This window comes from Salinibacterium sp. VpJ6 (assembly GCF_059767345.1).
This window is the reverse complement of the sequence record NZ_JBSOQL010000001.1, coordinates 553,950-574,752: the sequence shown is the minus strand read 5'-3', so window position 1 is coordinate 574,752 and position 20,803 is coordinate 553,950. Positions and strand designations below refer to the sequence as shown.

The following is a 20,803-nucleotide window of genomic DNA, read 5'->3' as shown; positions in this document are numbered from 1 at the left end:
CCCATCACCATCAGAGACGATGCTAAATGACTGTAATTGAGACCCCCACGAAGGGGTCGCCTCCACAAGAATCCCGAAAGCGGCCGATAGTTCGGGCGCGACGTTCTCGCGGCAACCGCGACGCGTGGCTGCTTGTGCTTCCTGCTTTTCTGCCGATCGTGCTGTTCAGTGTGTATCCGCTGGCGCAAGGAGTTCTCTTAGGCTTCACCGATGCCAAAGCTGGACTGGATGTCGCTACAAACTTCAACGGAGTAGACAACTACACCAAGCTCCTGACTAACGAGCTGTTCTGGAACTCTTTCCGCATCGGACTGATCTGGGCGTTCGGCGTCACGATCCTTCAATTCCTTGCATCGCTCGGTCTCGCGCTGCTGCTCAATCTCGACCTTCGATTCCGATGGATTGCGCGCACGCTTGCCCTCGTGCCGTGGGCGATGCCGCCGGTCGTCATCGCGATCATGTGGCGCCTCATGCTGAATCCGACCTATGGGCCAATCAACGGTGGAATGCGGGCCGTCGGGTTACCTGGCGATATCAACTGGCTTGGCGATTTTTCGACAGCACTCCCCGCGATTATCGTGGTCGGCGTTTGGGCCGGAATGCCGCAGACAACAATCACGCTGTTGGCGGGATTGCAGAATGTTCCGAACGATCTGCACGAAGCTGCCGCCCTTGACGGCGCGGGCGTATGGCAACGCTTCTGGCACGTCACATTGCCAGCCCTACGTCCCATCATCGTCGCCATCACGACGCTCGACCTCATCTGGAACTTCAACTCGTTTGCGCTTATTTACGTGCTCACTGCGGGTGGACCAGGTGGCCAGACAATGCTCCCCATGCTCTTTGCCTACAACGAAGCATTCCGCTATGGAAACTTCGGCTACGCGGCTGCCATGGGCAACGTCATGGTCGTGGTTATCGCCGTTTTCCTTTTCGTCTACCTTCGCGGTCAAGCAAGGAGCCGTCTCTCATGACGCTAGCTACAACGCTCAATTCTCGAACGCAACGCATCACGCGTCCGCTTCAATACCTCGCACTCCTGGGGTACGTGATTTTTCTCGGCTTCCCGCTGCTGTTTCTGATTCTCACTGCCTTCAAGACGCCTCAAGAGCTCATCTCGCCGAATCCCTCGTTCTGGCCAGCAGAGCTGAACTTCGACAATTTCGCTCAGGCGATTGAAAAAGCGAACCTCATCCCAGCGGCAGGAAATAGCTTGATCGTCGCGGTGTCCACCACCGTCATAGTCACACTGATCTCACTTCCGGCTGCTTACGCGCTCGCTCGATTCAAAACCAAACTCCGTGGGCTCGCCACCGGCTGGATTCTGCTCAGTCAAGTGTTCCCGTTCATTCTGATCATCATCCCGCTGTTTCTGGTGCTCAAGCAGATCGGTCTGATAGACAACCTGCTCGGCCTCGTGCTCGTCTACACGGTATGGTCACTGCCGTTCGCGCTCTGGATGCTCCAGGGATACATCGCCGGTATCCCGGTTGAGCTTGAAGAAGCTGGAGCCATGGATGGAGCGTCGCGCATCCGAATTCTCCGCGTGATTATTCTCCCGCTGCTCGCCCCTGGACTCGTCGCCACAAGCCTCTTCACTTTCATTTCCGGCTGGAACGAGTTCTTCTTTGCGCTCGTCATCATCCAAGACCCCGCTCTGCAAACCCTGCCGCTGACGTTGGCGCGGTTTGTCGGGGCTGAAGGTCAAGTACAGCTCGGTCAGCTAGCAGCGGCCTCGCTGCTAGCGACCATCCCCAGTCTTGTCTTCTTCGCGGTTATTCAGCGCCGACTCACCTCGGGGCTGCTCAGCGGAGCGGTCAAGGGCTAATGCACCACAGCAGCTCAATCCCTACATCTCACAAAGGAGTGCAGAACATGAAAAAATCGAATCTAGCCACAGCCGGCGTATTCGCCGTTGCGGCAAGTGTCATGCTGAGCGGTTGCGCCTTTGGCGGTGGCTCTAGTAATGATGGTCAGTCGGATGGCCCGGTAGAGATCACTTTCCAGAGCCTCGCCTACCAAGATTCGACCATCGCGGCGACGGAAGAGATCGTCGCGCAATGGAACGACGAAAACCCCGACATCACTGTCAAGCTCACACAGGGCAGCTGGGACAACGTTCACGACCAGCTCGTGACACAGTTCCAGGGCGGCACCGCTCCCGATGTCATCCACGATGAATCAAGCGACATTCTGGGCTTTGCAGCACAGGGTTACCTCGCTGACCTTTCTGAGTATTTGAGCGATGACGTCAAAGACGCAGTATCCGATGATGTGTGGGAGACGGTGACGACCGACGGCAAGATCGTTGCGGCGCCAACACTTCTACAGACCTACGTCGTTTACGCCAACCGCGACGCCTTCGAAGCAGCCGGGGTCGACCTGCCCACCGGCGACGAACTCACCTGGGATGACCTCGCTGAGATTTCCAAGTCGCTCACTCGCGACGGTAGCTACGGGGTTGGCTGGGGTCTGAAGCAGCCCACGGCAGCCATCATGAACACGGCGCTCGGGTTCGACGGAACCTTTTTCGAAGGTGAAGGCGCAGACGTCTCTATTTCTGTGGGTGACGCAGAACTTTCCGTCGCTGAACAAGTTCACTCCATGGCTTACACCGATGGTTCATTGGACCCTGTATCGCTGACCCAGAGCGGATCAGACGTGCTGCCCGGATTCCTCGGTGGCAAGTATGCGATGTACATCGGCGGAAACTTCCTTGCACAGCAGATCACGGAAGCCGCGCCGGATGACTTCATCTGGACAGTGCTGCCTCCGCTCGCAGGATCCGCGGGACCCGCGCAGGCGGCTAATCCTCAAACGATGTCCGTTGCTGCAGAGAGCCAGCACATTGAGCAGTCGGCGATGTTCATCGACTTCTTCATGGGGGCCGAGAACCAGGCAAAGCTCGCTCAGGGCGACTGGCTGATCCCCGCTTCGAGCGAGGCTCGTCAGGTGGTTGCAGACCAGACCGCCGACATCAATGGATGGGCTGAGCTGCTCAAGACTGGCGAAAACCTCAGCGGCGCACCGTTCCAGAAAGCTGCGAACTACCCCCAGTGGAAAGACCAGTACGCAACACCGAGCCTTCAGCAGTACTTCGGCAACTCGATTTCGATTGACGAGTTGAAGAAGCAACTGACTGACGGCTGGACGTCAATCGGCTAGTTGCCGGCTGTCATTTTTCACCACAAGCAAGGAGAAACACGGATGGACCTGTTACAAGATAAGGCGACTGCAGCGCTCGCGGGCGCGGCTGTCGGTGACGCGCTAGGCGGCGCGGCCGAGGGCAACACCCCAGAAGCGATCCAGGAGCGTTATAACGGGTTCATCACCGGGATCGTTCCGCCATTCCTCTCGGACTGGCGGAACGCCCGGCCCATTGCCCCGTACCACAAGGGCGACGGGCACATCACAGATGACACCCTGATGACTAATGCGCTTGTCGAGGTGTACGACGAGGTTCGTAGTCATCTAGATGCGTATTCGGTTGCGAACTATCTCGTTCCGATCATGATCGGTGACCGACGCTGGATCCCAGAACTCGAAGGTGAAGCCCTCCTGCTGCACCGGGTGTTCCTCGCCGAAAAATGGCTCGTCACCCGGCTGCACTACGGTCACATCGATCCGCGTGAAGCGGGCGTCGGGAACGTCGTGAACTGTGGGGCAACCATGTACGTGGCTCCCATTGGAATTGCGAATGCTGGTTCCCCGGATACGGCCTATGCCGAAGCAATCGATGTGGCAGGCGCACACCAATCTAGCTACGGCCGCGAAGCCGCCGGCGTGTATGCCGCCGCAATTGCGCGCGCGATGGCACCAGGGTCAACGGTCGACGATGTCATCGAGACAACGCTGCGTCTGGCAAAAGACGGTACTCGCGACGCGATCGAGGCTGTCGTCTCGGCAGCGTCGTCGGTGACCGATTGGCGAAGCGGACTGGCGACACTGCGTTCCGCGGTGGAACCGTTCGACACGGTCGGCCCGAACTACCGCCAACCGGCGCGGGATGCCCGCATCCCCAGTCGCACCAAGGCCATCGAGGAACTTCCGATCGCGCTCGGCATGCTCGTTGCCGCCCGCGGCGCCTACTCCGAGGCTGTTCTTGGCTCCATCAACTATGGACGCGACTCCGATTCCATCGCCGTCATGGCCGGCTCCATCGCCGGGGCGATCGCCGGCCGGTCCGCCATCCCTGAAGAGTGGATCAGCGCTGTCTCCGAAGGCAGCCGGATGGACATCACCTCGACCGGGCCCGTCATGGCTTCGGTTGCGCGCGATATTTGGGCAGCCGATCAGGCCAGCATGGCGAGCCGCGGCTCCGTCATGGACGCACTGAACGCTTCGGTGGCATCCGAATAATGTTGCGACTGAGTTGGACCCAACCCGAAGACCTCGTGCCGCATGCGTTGGTCGCCGCAGAACTCGACGGGCACGACGTTTCCGCTCTTCGAGAGCGCTGGGTCGAGGCGGGTGGGTCGCCGAAAGCCGCGGTGAGCGGCGCGACGCCCGACCGCGCCAGCGCGGCGCTGCGTCAACTCGCCCGCGAACTGATTGCCGCTGTCGACGCAGCGCCGGTGTCTGCTGAACTCGCCACGAACGAGCCCAGCGACGTGGACGCAATGCTGGCGGCAGCTCCTGGCGGATGGCAGGGGAGCGAGAACACCACCGATGACCGGGTTCTTGGAGCATGGTTGGGTCGCGCCGCTGGCTGCCTTCTCGGAAAGCCGGTGGAAAAGATCGCACGCGAAGGAATCCGGGCGATCTCCGAGTCGACGGGCAACTGGCCCATCAGCGGATATTTCACCGAAATTGGTCTCGAGCCTGCCGTCGCTGAACAGTATCCGTGGAATCGTCGCAGCCGCCCCACCAGCCTCGTCGAGAACATCGACGGGATGCCCGAAGACGACGACCTCAACTTTCCGCTCATTGCTCTGGATCTCCTGGAACGAGTGGGAACCAGTTTCACCACGGACGACGTTGCTCAGTCCTGGTTAGCGAACCTTCCCGGCGGTCGAGTGTTCACCGCCGAGCGCATCGCCTACCGCAATCTGCTCGACGGGTATGAACCCGAGGAAGCAGCAACGGTCGGAAACCCATTCCAAGACTGGATTGGCGCGCAGATTCGCACCGACGTCTACGGCTGGGTTTCCCCGGGTCGCCCGGAGACCGCCGCTCGACTTGCGCACACCGACGCGCGACTCAGTCACTCACGCAACGGCATCTACGGAGCCTGTTTCGCTGCCGCAGCCTCGGCGGCGGCAATTACCGCCGACTCTGTCGATGACGTGCTGAGGGCAGGACTATCCGTAGTGCCCGCCAACAGCCGCTACGCAGCGGCGATCACGCGGGGAATGGAACTCGGCGCAAGTGACCTCGACGACGAAGCGGCGATCGACGCCATCTACGCCGACTACGGTCACCTGCACTGGGTGCACGTGCTCAACAATGCGACGCTGCTAGCGTTCGCCGTCACGCGCAGTCGGGGCGACTTCACCCGAGCCATCACGCTCGCAGTATCCGGAGGATGGGACACCGACTCGACCGGAGCCACCGCGGGAGCCCTCTGTGGAGCGCTGAGCGGCGCATCCGCTCTACCGCCTGCTTTCATCGCACCGCTGCACAACCGGCTCGCATCAAGCGTTCCCGGTTTCGATGGCATCGGATTCGATGAACTTGCCCGCCGAACCCGGGAGGTCGCCGCGTGATTGACATTGATGAGGCCGCAACAAACACCCTGAACCCGCTCGTACCCCGAGCCATTGACTTGCCAACCGAGATGCCCATCGACGGTGCTCTCGACCTGGAGGTCGGGGACATCGCGAAAATTTTCGCGGCACCTTCCGACCCAGCCGACTGGCCGGTCTGGCGTCAGGCGCTCACCGCCTGGCGTGACGAGGCGCGGGCGCGGTTGAACTACGACGGATCAGCCTACGATCGCTCACCCTGGACGCGCTCGGCCTACTCGGTCGCCCAAATTTGGTTGTGGGATGAACGGCTCTTCGACCACGAACAGCAGCAGTTCACCATCGACCGCTTCCTCGAGGAAACCGCCCACCTGGGCGGATTCGACGGAATTGTGCTTTGGCACGCCTACCCGATAATTGGCATCGACGACCGCAACCAGTTCGACTTCTACCGGGACGTGCCGGGGCTGCAGAATTTGATCGCCGACTTCCACAGCCGCGGCATCCGCATCTTCGTCGATTACAACCCGTGGGACACCGGCACGCGTCCCGTGGACCACAGCACAGAACTTACCGCTCTTGTGCGCGAGCTAGGCGCTGATGGCGTCTTTCTCGACACCATGAAGGAAGCGAACCCCGAACTCACGTCAGCATTGCCCGTGCTCGAAGGTGAATCACGAGTGCCCAACCAACGCATCGAAGACCACCTGCTCAGTTGGGCGCAATGGTTCGCGGACAGTGAGGCGCCAGGAATCATGCGCGCCCACTGGTACGAGCGCCGGCACATGATGCACTCCACCCGGCGGTGGAACCGCGACCACAGCAGTGAGCTGCAGTCTGCGTTCATGAACGGCACCGGCATCCTCGTCTGGGATGACGTTTTTGGCGTCTGGGTAGGCTGGAACAAGCGAGACGCTTCGACACTGCGAACCATGCTGCGAATTCAGCGCGCGCTCAATGACATTTTTGTCGACGGCGAGTGGACGCCCCTGACGTCTGCTCCCGCACCCGACGTGTACGTCTCTACTTGGCAGCACGACGGCCTCACGCTGTTCACTGCTGTCAATCGAGGTGCGACTGACGCGACGTGGGAGGTCGACGGCTTCGATCTCGCAGCTGGTCACCCGGATGTTTCAAGCGTGACCATCCCGGCGCGAGGGATCGGGGCGGTACTTCGACTCAATGGTGAGGAGCCTGCATGGTTGCGTGAGCTAGCGGCTGAAGCAGCGGCAGACCCTCACGAGTCAGATTCGGAGTTCCCCGCACGAGCCAATCAGCGTGTCTCAGTAGCGCCCTCCGAGAGCTCCGACCCCGCGACCGAGCACGTGATCGTTCCCGCAGGCGAGCACACCCTGCCGGTGACCTTCCGCCGCCGCGAAACTGGCAGCTACCATGGCGCGCCCTACGTCGAAGAGTGGAAGCCGCTTCCGCCGCGCCTGCACGATGACCGGGCCGAGTTCGTGGATGTCGTGATCGGCAACGTTGCCGTGGCAATTCTTGAAGTGACGGCCAGCGAATATGCAGAATTCGCCGGTGCTCCGAGCGATCACGATGGCCCGGCGATCGGACTGACCCTGGCCGAGGCACGCGCCTATGCGCAGTCCGTCGGAGCGCGCCTGCCCACAGAATTTGAATGGCAATTGGCCGCAGCATCCGATCGCTTTGAACGCAGCACCCCCGCGGTATGGAACTGGACGGAGAGCGAGCACAGCGACGGAATCACCCGGTTCGTAATGCTCAAAGGCGGCAGCGACCATGAGTCAATTGGCTCCGACTGGTACACCGATGGCGGTGTTCGTCCGCCCGAGTTCAGCCTGAAGTACCTGCTAGCGGGTCTCGGCCTCGAGGCGTCGCCCTCTATCGGATTCCGACTAGCTTGGGACCTGTCATGAGCGCCGCACCGCTCAGTGGGGTTCGCGTTCTCGATGTGTCCACCCTGTTCGCGGGACCTCTTGCGGCGACCTTCCTTGGTGACTTTGGTGCGGATGTGGTCAAGGTCGAGCACCCGACTAAGCCGGATGCTGCCCGAGGGCACGGGCCAGCGAAAGCGGGGGTTAACCTGTGGTGGAAAACGCTCGGCCGCAACAAGCGAACCGTGACGATCAACCTCGGATCGCCCGACGGCGCAGCTCTGTTGTTGCGTTTGGTGGCCGATGCCGACGTTCTGATCGAGAACTTTCGCCCCGGCACCCTTGAGCGTTGGGGGCTGGGGCCCGAGCAGCTTCACGAAGCGAACCCGAAACTTGTGATTGCGCGCGTGACCGCATTCGGCCAAACGGGTCCATACTCGTCGCGACCTGGTTTCGGATCACTCGCCGAGGCCATGAGCGGTTTCGCCGCGCTCACCGGGGAGCCCGATGGCCCGCCGACTCTGCCACCTTTTGGCCTCGCCGATGGGGTTGCGGCTCTCGCCACGAGCTATGCCGTGATGGTGGCGCTCAGGTCAGCTGAAAGCTCAGGCACTGGTCAGGTGATCGACATGGCCATCATCGAACCCATTCTGATGCTGCTCGGAGGCCAAATCACCGCCTACGACCAGCTCGGCACAGTGCAAGCGCGCAGCGGCAATCGCTCGGTCAATAATGCTCCACGCAATGTGTACCGCACCGGTGATGGCGATTGGGTCGCCGTGTCAACGAGCTCGCAATCAATCGCTGAACGTGTACTGCGCCTAGTTGGTCGCCCCGAACTGGTGGATGAAGCGTGGTTCGCGTCTGGCCACAGCCGAGCTCAGCACGCCGACGAACTCGACGACGCCGTTGGTAGCTGGATTGCTGACCGCACGACGTCCGAAGTGCTGTCGTCGTTTGAAACCGCGCAGGCAGCGGTGGCGAAGGTCAACGATGTGCGTGGCGTCTTTGCTGATCCTCAATACGAGGCAATCGGCACGATCGCCACAGTCGACGACGAGGAACTGGGGCTGATGAAAATGCAGAACGTACTCTTTCGGCTATCGGAGACACCAGGCTCGATCCGGTGGAGCGGTCGCCCCCATGGGCATGACACCAGCGAGGTGCTCGACGAGATCGGTGTCACGCCCGAGCAGTTGGCTCAATTGCGAGAAAGCGGGATCGTGTGATCACGGCACTGTACGTTCCCGGTAATCGCCCCGACCGGTTTGGTAAAGCCGTCGATTCCGGCGCCGACATGGTCATCGTGGACTGGGAGGATGCCGTTCCGCCGGCCGAGAAAGCGCACGCCCGCGAGGTCGTCGTTGACTGGCTCATGGCACCGCGCTCGGCCGTGCCGGTCGTCCAGATTCGTATCAACCACGACGAACCCCTAGATCTTTCCGCACTAGCGAAGGTCACGACATCGTTCGAGGTTCGAGTGCCCAAAGTGGAGTCGCTTGATGACCTCGATCGGGTCGCTGAGGTTCTACCGGGTCGCAGCCTCACAGCCCTGCTCGAGACAGCACGTGGAGTCGAGAATGCTCTCACCCTCGCGGCACACCCTGCCGTGACGCGCCTCGCGCTGGGCGAAGCAGACCTCGCAAGCGACCTCGGCACAAACGAGCCGGTAGCAATGGACTACGCCAGAGTGCGCGTGCTGTACGCGGCGCGGGCTGCAGGGTTAGAAGCTCCCATGCTGTCGGCTTTTGCGGGCATCCGCGATCTCGACGGATTGCGCCGCGACACTGAGCGCGGTCGCGACCTCGGCTGGGTGGGGCGTACTGCGATCCACCCGACACAGCTCGCCGTTATCGCCGATGTCTTTCGCCCCGCCGCAGAATCGATCGCGTGGGCGAACGAGGTGCTCGCCGCGACGTCTAGCGGGGGAGTCTCCACGCTCGCGAACGGCGACATGGTCGACCAGGCGATGATCGGCCGCGCGCGCAGCATTCTTCACAGATCTATGCAATAAACCACTCACACGAGAAAGACGAGAACCACAATGAAGTGGAAACACCTGCTCGGATTTACCCTCACGGCCGGCCTCGCCGCGGCATCGATCCCCGGAGCGATGGCTCCCGCGTTTGCGGCGCCAACGAGTCAATTGATAGCCGGATCCGTTGCGAGCGCAGCCGTCGACGGCGCGATCGATTACACGGTGTATCTGCCGGCGGGATACGACGAGAGCGCGGCTACGCGCTATCCGACGCTCTATCTTTTGCACGGTCGAGGTGACACTCAGGCCGCGTGGCAGCATCAGTCGAGCGTTCTTGACGAACTTATCGAGGCGGGAAGCATCCCCGCTATGGTCGTGATCATGCCGGACGCTCCGTGGAGTTCGCGCGGCAACTATTACGTTGATTCGTTCTACACCGGCGGTAGTGCCTCGCCCGGCATGGCCGTAGAGACGGCGTTCACGACTGACCTCATCGCTCATATTGATGAGAATTACGCGACCATCGACGATCGTGAGTCGCGGGCCATCGGCGGCTACTCAATGGGCGGGGCGGGAGCGCTGCGATACGTCACCGCGCATCAGGACCTGTTCGGCTCCGCGATCGTGTTGAGCCCGGCAGTGTATGTGCCATCGCCGCCAGTGGATTCATCGACTCGTGAGTTTGGCGCTTACGGCAGCGGCTCAGCTCTGTATGACGACACGAGATATCAAGAACTCAATTATCCTTCCACCTTCGCGTCGTTTGACCCGCAACTACCCGTTCACCTCTTCATCGCAGTCGGAGATGACGAGTGGGCGAATCCTCTGCCTGAGGACGCGATACACGACCTCGATTACGAAGCCGCGACGCTTTACAACCACGCCAAACGAGTTCCCGGGATGACGTCGGAACTGCGCGTCTACGACGGTGGTCACGACTGGGATGTCTGGGACACCGGGTTTCGTGAGGGCATTCTCAACATCAGCAGCTACCTGCGCACTGCGCCCGCTCAACCGTTTGAAGGGCGCCAGTTTGGTTCTGTCGGCGATGACCGGTCGGGTGGCGTGCTGGGGCGCACCGACGGTTCTCTGGTGCAGGCACTGAATGCCGACGGCGACATGCTCGGCCATACTTCACAGGGCGGTTATGACATCCTGCTTCAAAAGCTGGCCTCAGATGGCACTCAAGAGTGGCTGACACCGATTGCGACTGAACTCAATGACCGCGCCTACGGCGTCGTCGACGGTGGGGACGGTGCGGTAATTACAGCGGGCTTCCAACGCCGTGATCATGCCGGTGCATCGAACGACGACGTGCTCGCCGTCAAGGTGGATGTGGACGGCACAGAGCTGTGGAGAACGACGTTCGGCTCAGAAGCGGCCGCCGATCGCGCCTATGGTGTGGCCTCTGATGGTGAGGGCGGAGCATTTGTCACCGGGTACACCTCGGGGGCTCTTCCCGGAGGCAGCTCCGCCGGCGATAAAGACGCCTTCATCGCCAAAATCGATGCCGATGGATCCGTCGCGTGGACCCAACAGTTCGGGAGCAGCGGGGAAGACAAGGGGCTCGCCGTAGCGCGAAGTGCCGACGGTGGGGTGTACGTGGGCGGTCTTGCTGGTGGCTCGATGCCTGGGAGTTCGTCCGCGGGCGGCTATGACGGCTGGGTGGCGAAGTTCACCGCAGACGGAACCCGCGAATGGCTCAGTCAACTCGGGAGCTCATCCACTGATCAGGTTTCTGCGCTCATCGCGACCGCCACCGGCGTTGCTGCGAGCGGGTTCACCGGCGGCGATCTTGGAGGCGAGTCACTCGGTGACAACGATGTGTTCATCGCGGCGCTCGATGCGGCGGGAACAGTGCAGTGGCTGACGCACGACGGGTCGAGTGGTGATGATCGCGGCGCAGCGATAACTCTCGACGCGTCAGGAAACCTGCTCGTGGTCGGACACACCTCAGGCGCTATCGGGACGCCCAGCGGTGGAGTTGATGTGTTCTCGATGGAGGTGTCGCCGACGGGCACTGTTGGAGAACGAGCGCAGTTCGGTTCCGTGGCGAGGGACGGCGCTGATGAATGGGATGAAGCGAATCTCTACATCGCCGGGGGCGGATCGACCTGGGTCCAGGCCCTGACCTACGGTTCCGTCGACGGAGCCGCCAGTAATGGATCGGGAGATATCGCGCTCACACGATTGTCGTTTGATGCCGTGGTCGACGGGGCCTCCGCCCCTGGCATCGTGCCCGGTGCAACGGCGCCTGCTGGAGGACCATCCTTTGGCCCATTAGCGTTCACTGGCTCGGATCTGGTGCCGCTGGCGTTGTTGTCGATGATTCTTATCAGTGCGGGTTTCATCCTGCGAAAGCGCCAGCGATGGGTGAATACGCCGGGGTAGCGCGGGTGGATGATGGCTCTGCGGGTCGCCGGGGATTGTCGCCGCGGCCCGCAAGGCTTTAACGAACGAAGGCCGCCTCAGCGAGGCGGCCTTCGTTTATTAGCGGAGGGGATACGGAGAATCGAACTCCGGTCATCAGTTTGGAAGACTGAGGCTTTACCATTAAGCTACATCCCCATTTGGTACCCGTTCGTGCTGTGTACCGAGGAATACTGTACCTGAAACCTCGCAAAGTGCGAAGTCGAGATCGCTCAAGGCGAAACTTCCCAGCGAATTGCTGGACGAGAGCCCGATAAACACGGTGAAGGGGATGCAAAAGAGATCGATCTTTGGATCTCGTCAACATTCTCTGCGCGCTCAGGCTAGACTTGCCGAGGCCAATTTTGTATCGGCATTGCACTGTGATGCCGCGGCCATGAAACAGCACGGCGCCCCGGGGCGTAGCTCAGCTTGGTAGAGCGCTCGGTTTGGGACCGAGAGGTCGCAGGTTCGAATCCTGTCGCCCCGACGAAATACACCATCGAATTACAGGAGATCCACGACGTGAAGACAACCGTTGAGAAGCTGAGCCCGACCCGCGTCAAGCTCAACATCTCGGTCACCCCCGAAGAACTCAAGCCGAGCATCGATCACGCGTATGGCCACATCGCCTCGCAGATCAACATCCCCGGCTTCCGCAAGGGAAAGGTGCCGCCGCAGCTGGTTGACCAGCGCGTTGGCCGCGAAGAGATCTTGAACCACGCTGTGAGCGATGGACTCGATGGCTTCTACCGCCAGGCTGTTACCGAAGAAGAGATTCGCGTTCTCGGTCGTCCCGAGGCTGACATCGTCACCTGGCCCGAGGTCAAGGACTTCAGCGGAGACCTCGTTCTCGCTATCGAGGTTGACGTTCGCCCCGAGTTCGACATGCCTGCCTACGACAAGCTCACCCTCACGGTTGACGCTGTTGAAGCATCCGCCGACGACGTCAAGACTGAACTCGACACCCTGCGTGCTCGTTTCGGCACGCTCGTCACCGTTGACCGTCCGGCCAAGACCGGCGACTTCGCTCAGCTCGACCTCGTCGCCAAGATCGGTGACACCGAGGTTGACTCCGCAACGAGCATTTCCTACGAGCTCGGCTCGGGTGAACTGATCGAGGGCATCGACGAAGCCCTTGACTCGCTCAGCGCCGGCGAATCCACCACCTTCGAGTCAGTACTGCTCGGCGGAGACCACGAGGGCGAAACCGCCGTCATCAGCGTTTCGCTGCTCACCGTCAAGGAGCGCGAGCTTCCTGAGGCTGACGACGACTTCGCTCAGATGGCGAGCGAGTTCGACACCATCAAGGAGCTCAAGGCCGACCTCAAGGAGCAGGTAAAGCGCTCCAAGTCGTTCGGTCAGGCTTCTGAAGCTCGCGACCAGATCGTTGACGAACTGCTCAAGAGCGTTGAGATCCCCGTTCCCGAGAAGCTCGTTGAAGACGAAGTTCACCGCCACCTCGAGAACGAGAACCGCCTCGAAGACGACGAGCACCGCGCAGAGGTAGTCGTCGCCAGCGAGAAGACCTTCCGCTCGCAGATCCTCCTCGACTCGATCGTTGAGAAGGAAGAGATCAAGGTCAGCCAGGAAGAGCTCACCTCGTACCTCGTGCAGGGCGCTCAGCAGTACGGCATGGAGCCCGGCGAGTTCATCCAGATCCTGGACAAGAACGGCCAGATCCCCGCCATGGTGGCTGAGGTTGCTCGCAGCAAGGCTCTCGCAGTCGTGCTCAGCAAGGCCAAGGTTGTTGACACTAAGGGCAAGGCCGTCGACGTCTCGGCTTTCACCGCTCTCGCCAACTCAGACTCTGCTGAAGAAGTTGTTGCAGCAGACGACGCAAGCGACGAGTCCTAAGCAAGACAGTTTTACCCCCTCACGGCCGACTAGTTATCTAGTCGGCCGTGAGGTCGTTAAGGGCGAAAACGTCAGCGTGTGATTGTCTCGACAAAGAGGCGCGCATAGCGAGCGCCGTCGACGCCGAGCGCGACATCGATGCGGCGAGAGCTGTTGTCAGCAGCGCCGTCTTGTTCGTGTCCTGCGGTGCGGTGGTCGACCACGGTTTGTCCGCGAGTGAGCGGATCGGCCAGACTGACGCGCACCGGCACATGCACCGTGGTGAGCCCGTCCGGATCGATGGCAGCGCAGACCGCACCAGCATCCCCAATATCGCCGTGTCCATCACCGGCAACGCGAACCTCGCCACCCTTCACCGTGACAAGATGCTGGAGCAAGCGGCCAGTGAGTTGAGCTCCGGCCTCTGCCGACGCAGCGAGAGTGGCAATCTCGGCGGGCGCAATGGTGACGGCATAGAAAACATCCAAGCCATACATCGTGATCGGAACACCCGCGGTGAGCACGATCTCCGCAGCCTCGGGATCGTGCCACGTGTTGAACTCTGCGACGGCCGTCGCGTTGCCGACAGAGGCCGAGCCGCCCATGAACACGATGCGTTCAACGTTGGCGAGCACCTCGGGGTAGGTGCGCACCAAGAGGGCAATATTCGTCATCGGGGCGAGCGGAACGAGCGTAACCGGAGTGGGGCTCGCGAGAATCTCGCGACGCAACAGCTCAACCGCATGAACCGGAACGACCTGACGAGTGGATGCGGGCAGGTCGAGATCGGCGAGTCCATCCACGCCATGAACGTGAGCAGCCGGATGCGCGTCGGCGAGTAACGGGCGGTTGGCACCCGCGGCTACCGGAACATCGCCGGCTCCCGCAGCATCCAGAACGGTCAAAGTATTACGCACGACCTGCTCAAGGCTTGCGTTGCCCGCCACGCACGTAACCGCTCGCAGATTGACACCGGGGTGTCGCACCGCCAGCATCAGCGCGAGCGCATCGTCAATTCCAGTGTCAACGTCGAGAATCATTTGCTGCATGCGGCAATGCTATTGCCGCCGCAGCACTCACCGTGACGGATGCCGTCACCCACGGTGCGAACTATTCAGCGAGCAACTCGGCAGCGTACCCCCGCACCGAGCGTTGATAGATAGGGAGATAGCTCGCCAGGGCCATCAGGGCAACGGCGGCACCCTGCGTCGGATCGCCGCGACTCGTGAGGGCAAGAGCGAGAAATGCTGCGGTAGGCCCCGTCCACTCATCGTCTGTATGCTCGTGGAGCTGCTGCTCGAGTAAAGCAATTGACTCCTCGATGCGATCGAGGTTGCGTAGCGTGCTGGCCAACTGGATGGTCGCACGCGGCATCAGGGCCGCATCCAAGCCATTCTCGATAGCTCGGCGGTAGAGCGGTTCAGCCTCGGTCTCTAACCCGGCATAGTCCCGCGCCCCCGCTGCCTCGAAGAGCGCTTCGGCATCGTCAGGGTCGCGTTCGGCGACAAGCTCATCGATCGCCGAGACAACATCGTGCTCCGCCATGGTGGCTGCGTGGGCCCAAATATCTGCGATTCGATCGCGCCAGTTCTGCTGCATTCGGTGAGCCTACAAGCAGCCTCTGGCGACGCGGTACTTTGCCTAGGGCGAACACGCCAGAATCGCGGGCCGTACTCGGATAGATTCTTACTACGCGATAACTGAAATGGAGCGCAACAATGGCCCAACCGGCATTGGTCTCGAGCATCTTCGACCAACTCCTCAAGGACCGCATCATCTGGCTCGGCTCAGAGGTGCGCGACGCAAACGCGAACGAGATCTGCGCAAAGATCTTGCTGCTCGCAGCAGAGGATCCCAAGCGCGACATCTACCTTTACATCAACTCGCCCGGTGGCTCGATCACCGCCGGCATGGCGATCTACGACACGATGAAGTTCGTGCCGAACGACATCGTGACCGTCGGTATTGGCCTTGCCGCCTCGATGGGGCAATTCTTGCTCTCCTCGGGTACCAAGGGCAAGCGCTACATCACCCCCAACGCACGCGTGCTCCTGCACCAGCCGTCGGGTGGATTCGGTGGAACCGCCGCAGACATTCAGACTCAGGCTGGCGTCATCCTCGACATGAAGAAGCGCATGGCAGAGCTCACCGCTGAGCAGACTGGCAAGAGCGTCGAACAGGTTCTCATCGACAACGACCGCGACAACTGGTTCACGGCTAAAGAAGCACTCGAATACGGCTTCGTTGATCACCTCCGCGAATTCGCATCCGACGTTGTGGGCGGTGGCGGAACCGAAGACAACGCGTCCGACGACAACGCAACCGGCAAGAAGGACTAATCATGGAGAACTTTAACCTCGGTGCTCAGGCACCCGCAGGCATTGGCCGTCCGGATGCTGACGCTCGCTACATCTTGCCGACGTTCGAAGAGCGCACGGCATATGGCTACAAGCGCCAAGACCCGTACGCCAAGCTGTTCGAAGACCGCATCATCTTCCTGGGTGTGCAGATCGACGACGCATCCGCTGACGACGTGATGGCTCAGCTTCTCGTTCTCGAGAGCCAAGACCCTGACCGCGACATCGTGATGTACATCAACTCACCCGGTGGCTCGTTCACCGCGATGACGGCAATCTACGACACGATGCAGTACATTCGTCCGCAGATTCAGACCGTCGTTCTCGGCCAGGCTGCTTCGGCTGCCGCCGTGATCACCGCCGGTGGAACCAAGGGAAAGCGTCTGGCTCTGCCCAACGCCCGCATCCTCATCCACCAGCCCAGTGGTGGCTCGGAAGGTTCGAGCCAGGCGTCGGACATCGAGATTCAGGCACGCGAAATTCTTCGTATGCGTGGATGGCTCGAAGAGACCCTGTCGTTCCACTCGAACCGCACTCCTGAGCAGATCAACAAGGACATCGAGCGCGACAAGATCCTGAGCGCGGCTGAGGCAATGGAGTACGGTCTCATCGACCAAGTGCTCACGAGCCGCAAGACGCTGCCGGCGATCACGAGCTAACACTCGCTTGTACGCAATTGAGGCGGTCACCCGGATGGGGTGACCGCCTCAATTCGTTAATACGTGTGGTGAGAGAGGGTGAGCCAGCTGACGCGCTGGCTCACCTTCCTTACGGGGACTCGTCTTTCTTGCGTTTGACGGAGATCAAGAAGATCGCCACGCCAGCAATCAGCACGAGCGCGATTGCGGCGCCGATCAACACGATCGTTTCAGCATCGACGCTCGTGCCCGCAGTGGAGCCGTCACTATCGCTGCTGCCGTCGGAGTCTTCGGATGCCGCCGGGGGAGTGCTCTCCTCGAGCGAACCACCGCCGCAGGCTGGCGGGGCATCCAAGGCTTCGGAGAGCACCTGATCGGCATCCGGTTGCCACGTGAAGTTGATCTCGTCAGAGATGGTGTGGCCGTCGGCTGACACCAGCTGCCAGAGCATCCGGTACTCACCAGGCTCACCGAGAGCAGCCACAGTGGAGAGCGACTCGTCGCGGATGCTGACGCAACCGTCGCCATAGTAGCCGCCGTCGGCATCCAGAATCTGAATCGCGAAACCTCCGCCGTCGCCGGCAAGGTCGAGCAGAACGTCGTTCGTGCTGACGGAGAACTCGTCGGGCAGCACGGTGAGGGTTTCGCCCTCGAGCGGAGTGCTGTCGACGAGATAGTTATGGGCAGACGCGGGCGCGGCCACGAGCAGCAGAAACGCTGCAAGCGTGGCCGCGCTGAACGCGGCGCCGACGCGAAGAACTCGACGCATGACTCGAACTACTTCGTGGCGGGGCGTCGGAAAGCGAACGCTGCTACGAGCGCGCCGAGACCGGCAACGAGACCGGCGATTCCCAGTCCGCGGGCTACCGGGTCGCCGCTCGATGCTGCAGCGTCGTCACTGTGCTCGTCTTCACTGGCGTGGTCGTCGCTGTCGCCGTGAGCATCGTCGTCGGTGGCGGTGTCACCGTGGTGATCCACCGGAGCATCGTTCACGTAGAGGATAGGAGCAGGCTTCTCTGCTCCCTCTTCCGTGCCATTCCAACTCACAACGGAACCATCGGTGTACGTCTGGTCGGCGGTCAGTACAACGCTTCCGACATCCGGAACCGGTCCGAGTGAGATCGGGAGCAAGAGCAGTGCACCGTCGCCGATTTCGGAACCCGCTTGAGCGGTCCACACAATCGACGTCACAGCTTCGGTGATTTCGCTTTCGCCGATCATGACGGGCTCGGGCAGCTCGCTACGCACCAACTCAGCGTCCCAGCCGGGAACCGGCACGAAGCGCACGCTCGTGAACGGGGTGTCGGTGGGCAAGTTCAGTTGCACGCGGTTGGTCTTCTCGGTGTCTGATTCGTTGGGAACCTTGACCGTGATGAGGGCGTAGCTTCCGGCGTCTGACTGGCCCGGGTCAATAGTGACGTGAGCCATCGCTGCGAGCGGAGCCGCTACTGCGAGTGCAGCACCAGCGGAAAGGGCGAGAGCAGCTTTAGTGAAATTCTTCATTGTGTTCTTTCTCAAAAAGGGTCGCAAATGAGCGACAAATATCGGGGATGCTGTGCGGCGTCGTTAGGCCGCGGCGAGAGTGGCCGGTGGGCCCCGATAGCGCGTGCTGGAGAGAAAGCGAGGAACAAGGTCAACGGCGGGCGCGCTGCGCGGCACTACGCGGAACTCGAGAACCGGAGTTGAGCCGAGAGTGAGCGTGGCGAAGAGGCGCGAGACGAACATCCGCGCTGTATCGAAGAGCCCCCAGAACGCGACTTCGGCGTAGCGGAAAGCCACGATGGTCACTACGGCAGCGACGACGTGGGAGAGGGACATCGCCGAATCGGCGGACTGCGCTACCGAGCTGAAGTCAAACGTCATCGCGGCCATGTTGTGCTCAGCGATGCCTGTAGGGGCCAGCATTGAGCTGAAAAGTGCGTGATACATCGCTTGGCTCGCCACAATCGCAATACTCAAACGGGCGAGTGAGATCGTGCGCCCGGCAAGGAGGGTGCAGATCGCGATCGAAATCACGAGGGAGACGCCCATGCCGAAAAGCGATGGCGAAATGCCGCCAGCGAATTGATGGGAGAACGCCGCCGTGAAAGTGGCGAAGAAAGCGGCGATGCTGCCTCGAAGCACACGCATGGCACGGGTATGCATAGGGCTCCTTCGAGGTCGGCGCTAACCCTCCAAGCCTAGTTCGTGTTCGAGGTCTCGTAATCCGCCACGAAGCGGGGATGCTGCAGTGCGACCGACTCGCCGAAACGCCGCCGGTGATGGTGACGAGACTGAACGAATATCGGGTTAGGCTCGTTGTCAAGGTATTTACTCAAGGAGAGGAACCGGCATGGCCCGAATTGGGGAAAGCGCGGACCTGCTCAAGTGTTCCTTCTGCGGCAAAAGCCAAAAGCAGGTACAGCAATTGATTGCCGGTCCGGGTGTCTATATCTGCGACGAGTGCGTAGATCTGTGCAACGAGATCATCGAAGAGCGTCTTGCTGAAGCGGGCGAAGAGCCCTCGAGTGAATTCGACCTGCCTAAGCCACGCGAAATCTACGACTTCCTTGAGGAATACGTCATCGGCCAAGAGGCAGCCAAGCGCTCGCTCTCCGTTGCCGTCTACAACCACTACAAGCGGGTTCGTGCTCGCAGCACCATCACCTCCGCCGATGCGGTCATTGACGATGTTGAGATTGCTAAGTCGAACATTCTGCTCATCGGTCCCACCGGTTGCGGTAAGACCTACCTCGCTCAGACGCTGGCCAAGCGCCTCAACGTTCCCTTTGCTGTTGCGGATGCCACAGCACTGACCGAAGCCGGCTACGTGGGTGAGGATGTCGAGAACATCCTCCTCAAGCTCTTGCAGGCTGCCGACTACGACGTCAAGCGTGCCGAGACCGGCATCATCTACATCGACGAGATCGACAAGATCGCTCGCAAGGCTGAGAACCCGTCCATCACGCGCGACGTGTCTGGTGAGGGCGTTCAGCAGGCGCTGCTCAAGATTCTTGAGGGCACCGTCGCTTCCGTTCCGCCGCAGGGTGGGCGCAAGCATCCGCATCAAGAGTTCATTCAGGTGGACACCACCAACGTGCTCTTCATCGTTGCGGGAGCTTTCTCGGGTCTCGAAGAAATCATCTCTAACCGCGCTGGCAAGAAGGGCATCGGTTTCGGTGCTCCGCTGCACAGCAAGGGTGACGATGTGAACCTCTTCGGTGAGGTTCTGCCCGAAGACCTCCACAAGTTTGGCCTCATTCCTGAGTTCATCGGTCGCCTTCCTGTCGTGACCACGGTCACCCAGCTCGACCAGGTTGCTCTCATGGATATTCTCACCACGCCTAAGAACGCTCTCGTGCGCCAGTACCAGCGCATGTTCGAGATCGACGGTGTCGAGCTGGAGTTCGAGCGCGATGCACTCGAAGCGATTGCCGACCTTGCCGTGCTTCGCCAGACGGGTGCTCGCGGACTGCGCGCCATCCTCGAAGAAGTTCTCGGGCCGATCATGTTCGACGTTCCCTCCGACGAGACCGTCGGTCGCGTCATCGTGACTAAGGCTGCCGTTCTGGAGAACGCGGCCCCCACAATCGTTCCTCGTAAGCCGGTGCGTGCGGAGAAGTCCGCCTAACGGCACCTTTCTTCTCGCCCACGCTTCTAGAAAGCGCAGATGCCTCCGGGCGTCTGCGCTTTTTTAGCGCCCGAGAGCGCTCGGCACGCGATGTAGGCGCTCGATGGCGGGCAGATACGGGCGCAAGAAGAGTCGTCGGGTGGCGGGGTGGCAGGGTGGCCGAGAAGTGATGTTCCTGAGGGCGATCGCGCCGGGCAAACACAGTGCAGCCAAATTCGGGTGAGGCTGAGATGGGATCGCCCTCAGGACATCGTGCTAGGTGACGTCTAAGTGTGAAGGGGCGCGACAAACGCGACCGGCACTATTGTGCCCGACCGGAGGGCATTAACGAAAGGTTTTCACCAATTTTTGTGGGTCGAGCACAACAATCCACCAACTGCTGTGCTTTTCCTAGGAGCTTCAGGCAATGCGTTCACTTCTCGCGTGGCTTTAACTACAGTG

At 61.0% G+C, this 20,803-nt stretch carries 18 protein-coding genes and 2 tRNA genes; 14 read left to right on the top strand and 6 right to left on the bottom strand.

Going from position 1 to position 20,803, the window contains the following annotated elements:
• The first annotated feature begins 26 nt into the window (after positions 1–26).
• The 9 genes from ACWTV1_RS02775 to ACWTV1_RS02735 are packed head-to-tail and all read left to right on the top strand — an operon-like array spanning position 27 to position 11,903.
• Complete coding sequence (locus ACWTV1_RS02775) at positions 27–974, top strand: carbohydrate ABC transporter permease (protein WP_498504030.1); 948 nt, start codon at positions 27–29, stop codon at positions 972–974.
• A complete protein-coding gene (locus ACWTV1_RS02770) occupies positions 971–1,828 on the top strand; it encodes a carbohydrate ABC transporter permease (RefSeq protein ID WP_498504029.1) in 858 nt (285 codons plus the stop codon). The genes ACWTV1_RS02775 and ACWTV1_RS02770 overlap by 4 nt, the downstream gene beginning before the upstream one ends.
• 47 nt (positions 1,829–1,875) lie before the next feature.
• Complete coding sequence (locus tag ACWTV1_RS02765; protein WP_498504028.1) at positions 1,876–3,165, top strand: ABC transporter substrate-binding protein; 1,290 nt, start codon at positions 1,876–1,878, stop codon at positions 3,163–3,165.
• Between the two features lie 42 nt (positions 3,166–3,207).
• Complete coding sequence (locus tag ACWTV1_RS02760; protein WP_498504027.1) at positions 3,208–4,359, top strand: ADP-ribosylglycohydrolase family protein; 1,152 nt, start codon at positions 3,208–3,210, stop codon at positions 4,357–4,359.
• Positions 4,359–5,705: an ADP-ribosylglycohydrolase family protein gene (locus ACWTV1_RS02755; protein WP_498504026.1), complete on the top strand. Its 1,347-nt coding sequence runs from the start codon at positions 4,359–4,361 to the stop codon at positions 5,703–5,705. Before ACWTV1_RS02760 ends, ACWTV1_RS02755 begins: the two co-directional genes overlap by 1 nt.
• A complete protein-coding gene (locus tag ACWTV1_RS02750) occupies positions 5,702–7,576 on the top strand; it encodes an SUMF1/EgtB/PvdO family nonheme iron enzyme (RefSeq protein WP_498504025.1) in 1,875 nt (624 codons plus the stop codon). Before ACWTV1_RS02755 ends, ACWTV1_RS02750 begins: the two co-directional genes overlap by 4 nt.
• A complete protein-coding gene (locus tag ACWTV1_RS02745; protein ID WP_498504024.1) occupies positions 7,573–8,763 on the top strand; it encodes a CaiB/BaiF CoA transferase family protein in 1,191 nt (396 codons plus the stop codon). Before ACWTV1_RS02750 ends, ACWTV1_RS02745 begins: the two co-directional genes overlap by 4 nt.
• Entirely contained in the window at positions 8,760–9,548 is a 789-nt protein-coding gene (locus ACWTV1_RS02740) for an HpcH/HpaI aldolase/citrate lyase family protein (protein WP_498504023.1), read from the top strand. The genes ACWTV1_RS02745 and ACWTV1_RS02740 overlap by 4 nt, the downstream gene beginning before the upstream one ends.
• Before the next feature lie 30 nt (positions 9,549–9,578).
• Complete coding sequence (locus tag ACWTV1_RS02735; protein WP_498504022.1) at positions 9,579–11,903, top strand: alpha/beta hydrolase-fold protein; 2,325 nt, start codon at positions 9,579–9,581, stop codon at positions 11,901–11,903.
• A 106-nt stretch (positions 11,904–12,009) separates the two neighbouring features.
• On the opposite strand, the gene ACWTV1_RS02730 is transcribed toward ACWTV1_RS02735, so the two are convergent.
• Positions 12,010–12,080 (bottom strand) — tRNA-Gly (locus tag ACWTV1_RS02730).
• Between the two features lie 257 nt (positions 12,081–12,337).
• On the opposite strand from ACWTV1_RS02730, the gene ACWTV1_RS02725 reads away from it, so the two are divergent.
• Together ACWTV1_RS02725 and tig are read left to right on the top strand one after the other, a co-directional pair.
• Positions 12,338–12,411, top strand: a tRNA-Pro gene (locus tag ACWTV1_RS02725).
• A gap of 35 nt (positions 12,412–12,446) precedes the next feature.
• Positions 12,447–13,778, top strand: a complete 1,332-nt coding sequence (gene tig, locus ACWTV1_RS02720) for a trigger factor (RefSeq protein ID WP_498504021.1) — start codon at positions 12,447–12,449, stop codon at positions 13,776–13,778.
• Between the two features lie 71 nt (positions 13,779–13,849).
• Here tig and ACWTV1_RS02715 read toward each other — a convergent pair whose 3' ends face one another.
• Together ACWTV1_RS02715 and ACWTV1_RS02710 are read right to left on the bottom strand one after the other, a co-directional pair.
• Entirely contained in the window at positions 13,850–14,806 is a 957-nt protein-coding gene (locus ACWTV1_RS02715) for a nucleoside hydrolase (RefSeq protein ID WP_498504020.1), read from the bottom strand.
• 61 nt (positions 14,807–14,867) lie between these two features.
• Entirely contained in the window at positions 14,868–15,356 is a 489-nt protein-coding gene (locus ACWTV1_RS02710) for a tetratricopeptide repeat protein (RefSeq protein ID WP_498504019.1), read from the bottom strand.
• 119 nt (positions 15,357–15,475) lie between these two features.
• On the opposite strand from ACWTV1_RS02710, the gene ACWTV1_RS02705 reads away from it, so the two are divergent.
• Together ACWTV1_RS02705 and ACWTV1_RS02700 are read left to right on the top strand one after the other, a co-directional pair.
• Complete coding sequence (locus tag ACWTV1_RS02705) at positions 15,476–16,096, top strand: ATP-dependent Clp protease proteolytic subunit (protein WP_100388714.1); 621 nt, start codon at positions 15,476–15,478, stop codon at positions 16,094–16,096.
• A gap of 2 nt (positions 16,097–16,098) precedes the next feature.
• Positions 16,099–16,773, top strand: coding sequence for an ATP-dependent Clp protease proteolytic subunit (locus ACWTV1_RS02700; protein WP_100388715.1), 675 nt, complete (start codon positions 16,099–16,101; stop codon positions 16,771–16,773).
• A 109-nt stretch (positions 16,774–16,882) separates the two neighbouring features.
• Here the strand turns inward: ACWTV1_RS02700 and ACWTV1_RS02695 are convergent, their stop codons facing one another.
• The 3 genes from ACWTV1_RS02695 to ACWTV1_RS02685 all read right to left on the bottom strand — a co-directional run bounded on the left by ACWTV1_RS02695 (position 16,883) and on the right by ACWTV1_RS02685 (position 18,897).
• Complete coding sequence (locus ACWTV1_RS02695) at positions 16,883–17,521, bottom strand: copper resistance CopC family protein (protein WP_498504018.1); 639 nt, start codon at positions 17,519–17,521, stop codon at positions 16,883–16,885.
• Positions 17,522–17,529: 8 nt separating this feature from the next.
• Positions 17,530–18,255, bottom strand: coding sequence for a YcnI family copper-binding membrane protein (locus ACWTV1_RS02690; RefSeq protein ID WP_498504017.1), 726 nt, complete (start codon positions 18,253–18,255; stop codon positions 17,530–17,532).
• Positions 18,256–18,318: 63 nt separating this feature from the next.
• Complete coding sequence (locus ACWTV1_RS02685; protein WP_498504016.1) at positions 18,319–18,897, bottom strand: hypothetical protein; 579 nt, start codon at positions 18,895–18,897, stop codon at positions 18,319–18,321.
• 187 nt (positions 18,898–19,084) lie between these two features.
• Between ACWTV1_RS02685 and clpX the strand changes: the two genes are divergently transcribed.
• Positions 19,085–20,362 (top strand): ATP-dependent Clp protease ATP-binding subunit ClpX, encoded by a 1,278-nt coding sequence (gene clpX / locus ACWTV1_RS02680; protein ID WP_100388719.1) that lies wholly within the window; start codon positions 19,085–19,087, stop codon positions 20,360–20,362.
• Positions 20,363–20,803 lie beyond the last annotated feature (441 nt).

Excerpts from the sequence above, each read along its gene's own strand:
- ACWTV1_RS02775 (WP_498504030.1), top strand. The coding sequence starts at position 27 with ATGACTGTAATTGAGACCCCCACGAAGGGGTCGCCTCCACAAGAATCC.
- ACWTV1_RS02770 (WP_498504029.1), top strand. The coding sequence starts at position 971 with ATGACGCTAGCTACAACGCTCAATTCTCGAACGCAACGCATCACGCGT.
- ACWTV1_RS02765 (WP_498504028.1), top strand. The coding sequence starts at position 1,876 with ATGAAAAAATCGAATCTAGCCACAGCCGGCGTATTCGCCGTTGCGGCA.
- ACWTV1_RS02760 (WP_498504027.1), top strand. The coding sequence starts at position 3,208 with ATGGACCTGTTACAAGATAAGGCGACTGCAGCGCTCGCGGGCGCGGCT.
- ACWTV1_RS02755 (WP_498504026.1), top strand. The coding sequence starts at position 4,359 with ATGTTGCGACTGAGTTGGACCCAACCCGAAGACCTCGTGCCGCATGCG.
- ACWTV1_RS02745 (WP_498504024.1), top strand. The coding sequence starts at position 7,573 with ATGAGCGCCGCACCGCTCAGTGGGGTTCGCGTTCTCGATGTGTCCACC.
- ACWTV1_RS02735 (WP_498504022.1), top strand. The coding sequence starts at position 9,579 with ATGAAGTGGAAACACCTGCTCGGATTTACCCTCACGGCCGGCCTCGCC.
- ACWTV1_RS02715 (WP_498504020.1), bottom strand. The coding sequence starts at position 14,806 with ATGCAGCAAATGATTCTCGACGTTGACACTGGAATTGACGATGCGCTC.
- ACWTV1_RS02710 (WP_498504019.1), bottom strand. The coding sequence starts at position 15,356 with ATGCAGCAGAACTGGCGCGATCGAATCGCAGATATTTGGGCCCACGCA.
- ACWTV1_RS02705 (WP_100388714.1), top strand. The coding sequence starts at position 15,476 with ATGGCCCAACCGGCATTGGTCTCGAGCATCTTCGACCAACTCCTCAAG.
- ACWTV1_RS02700 (WP_100388715.1), top strand. The coding sequence starts at position 16,099 with ATGGAGAACTTTAACCTCGGTGCTCAGGCACCCGCAGGCATTGGCCGT.
- ACWTV1_RS02695 (WP_498504018.1), bottom strand. The coding sequence starts at position 17,521 with ATGCGTCGAGTTCTTCGCGTCGGCGCCGCGTTCAGCGCGGCCACGCTT.
- ACWTV1_RS02690 (WP_498504017.1), bottom strand. The coding sequence starts at position 18,255 with ATGAAGAATTTCACTAAAGCTGCTCTCGCCCTTTCCGCTGGTGCTGCA.
- ACWTV1_RS02685 (WP_498504016.1), bottom strand. The coding sequence starts at position 18,897 with ATGCATACCCGTGCCATGCGTGTGCTTCGAGGCAGCATCGCCGCTTTC.
- clpX (WP_100388719.1), top strand. The coding sequence starts at position 19,085 with ATGGCCCGAATTGGGGAAAGCGCGGACCTGCTCAAGTGTTCCTTCTGC.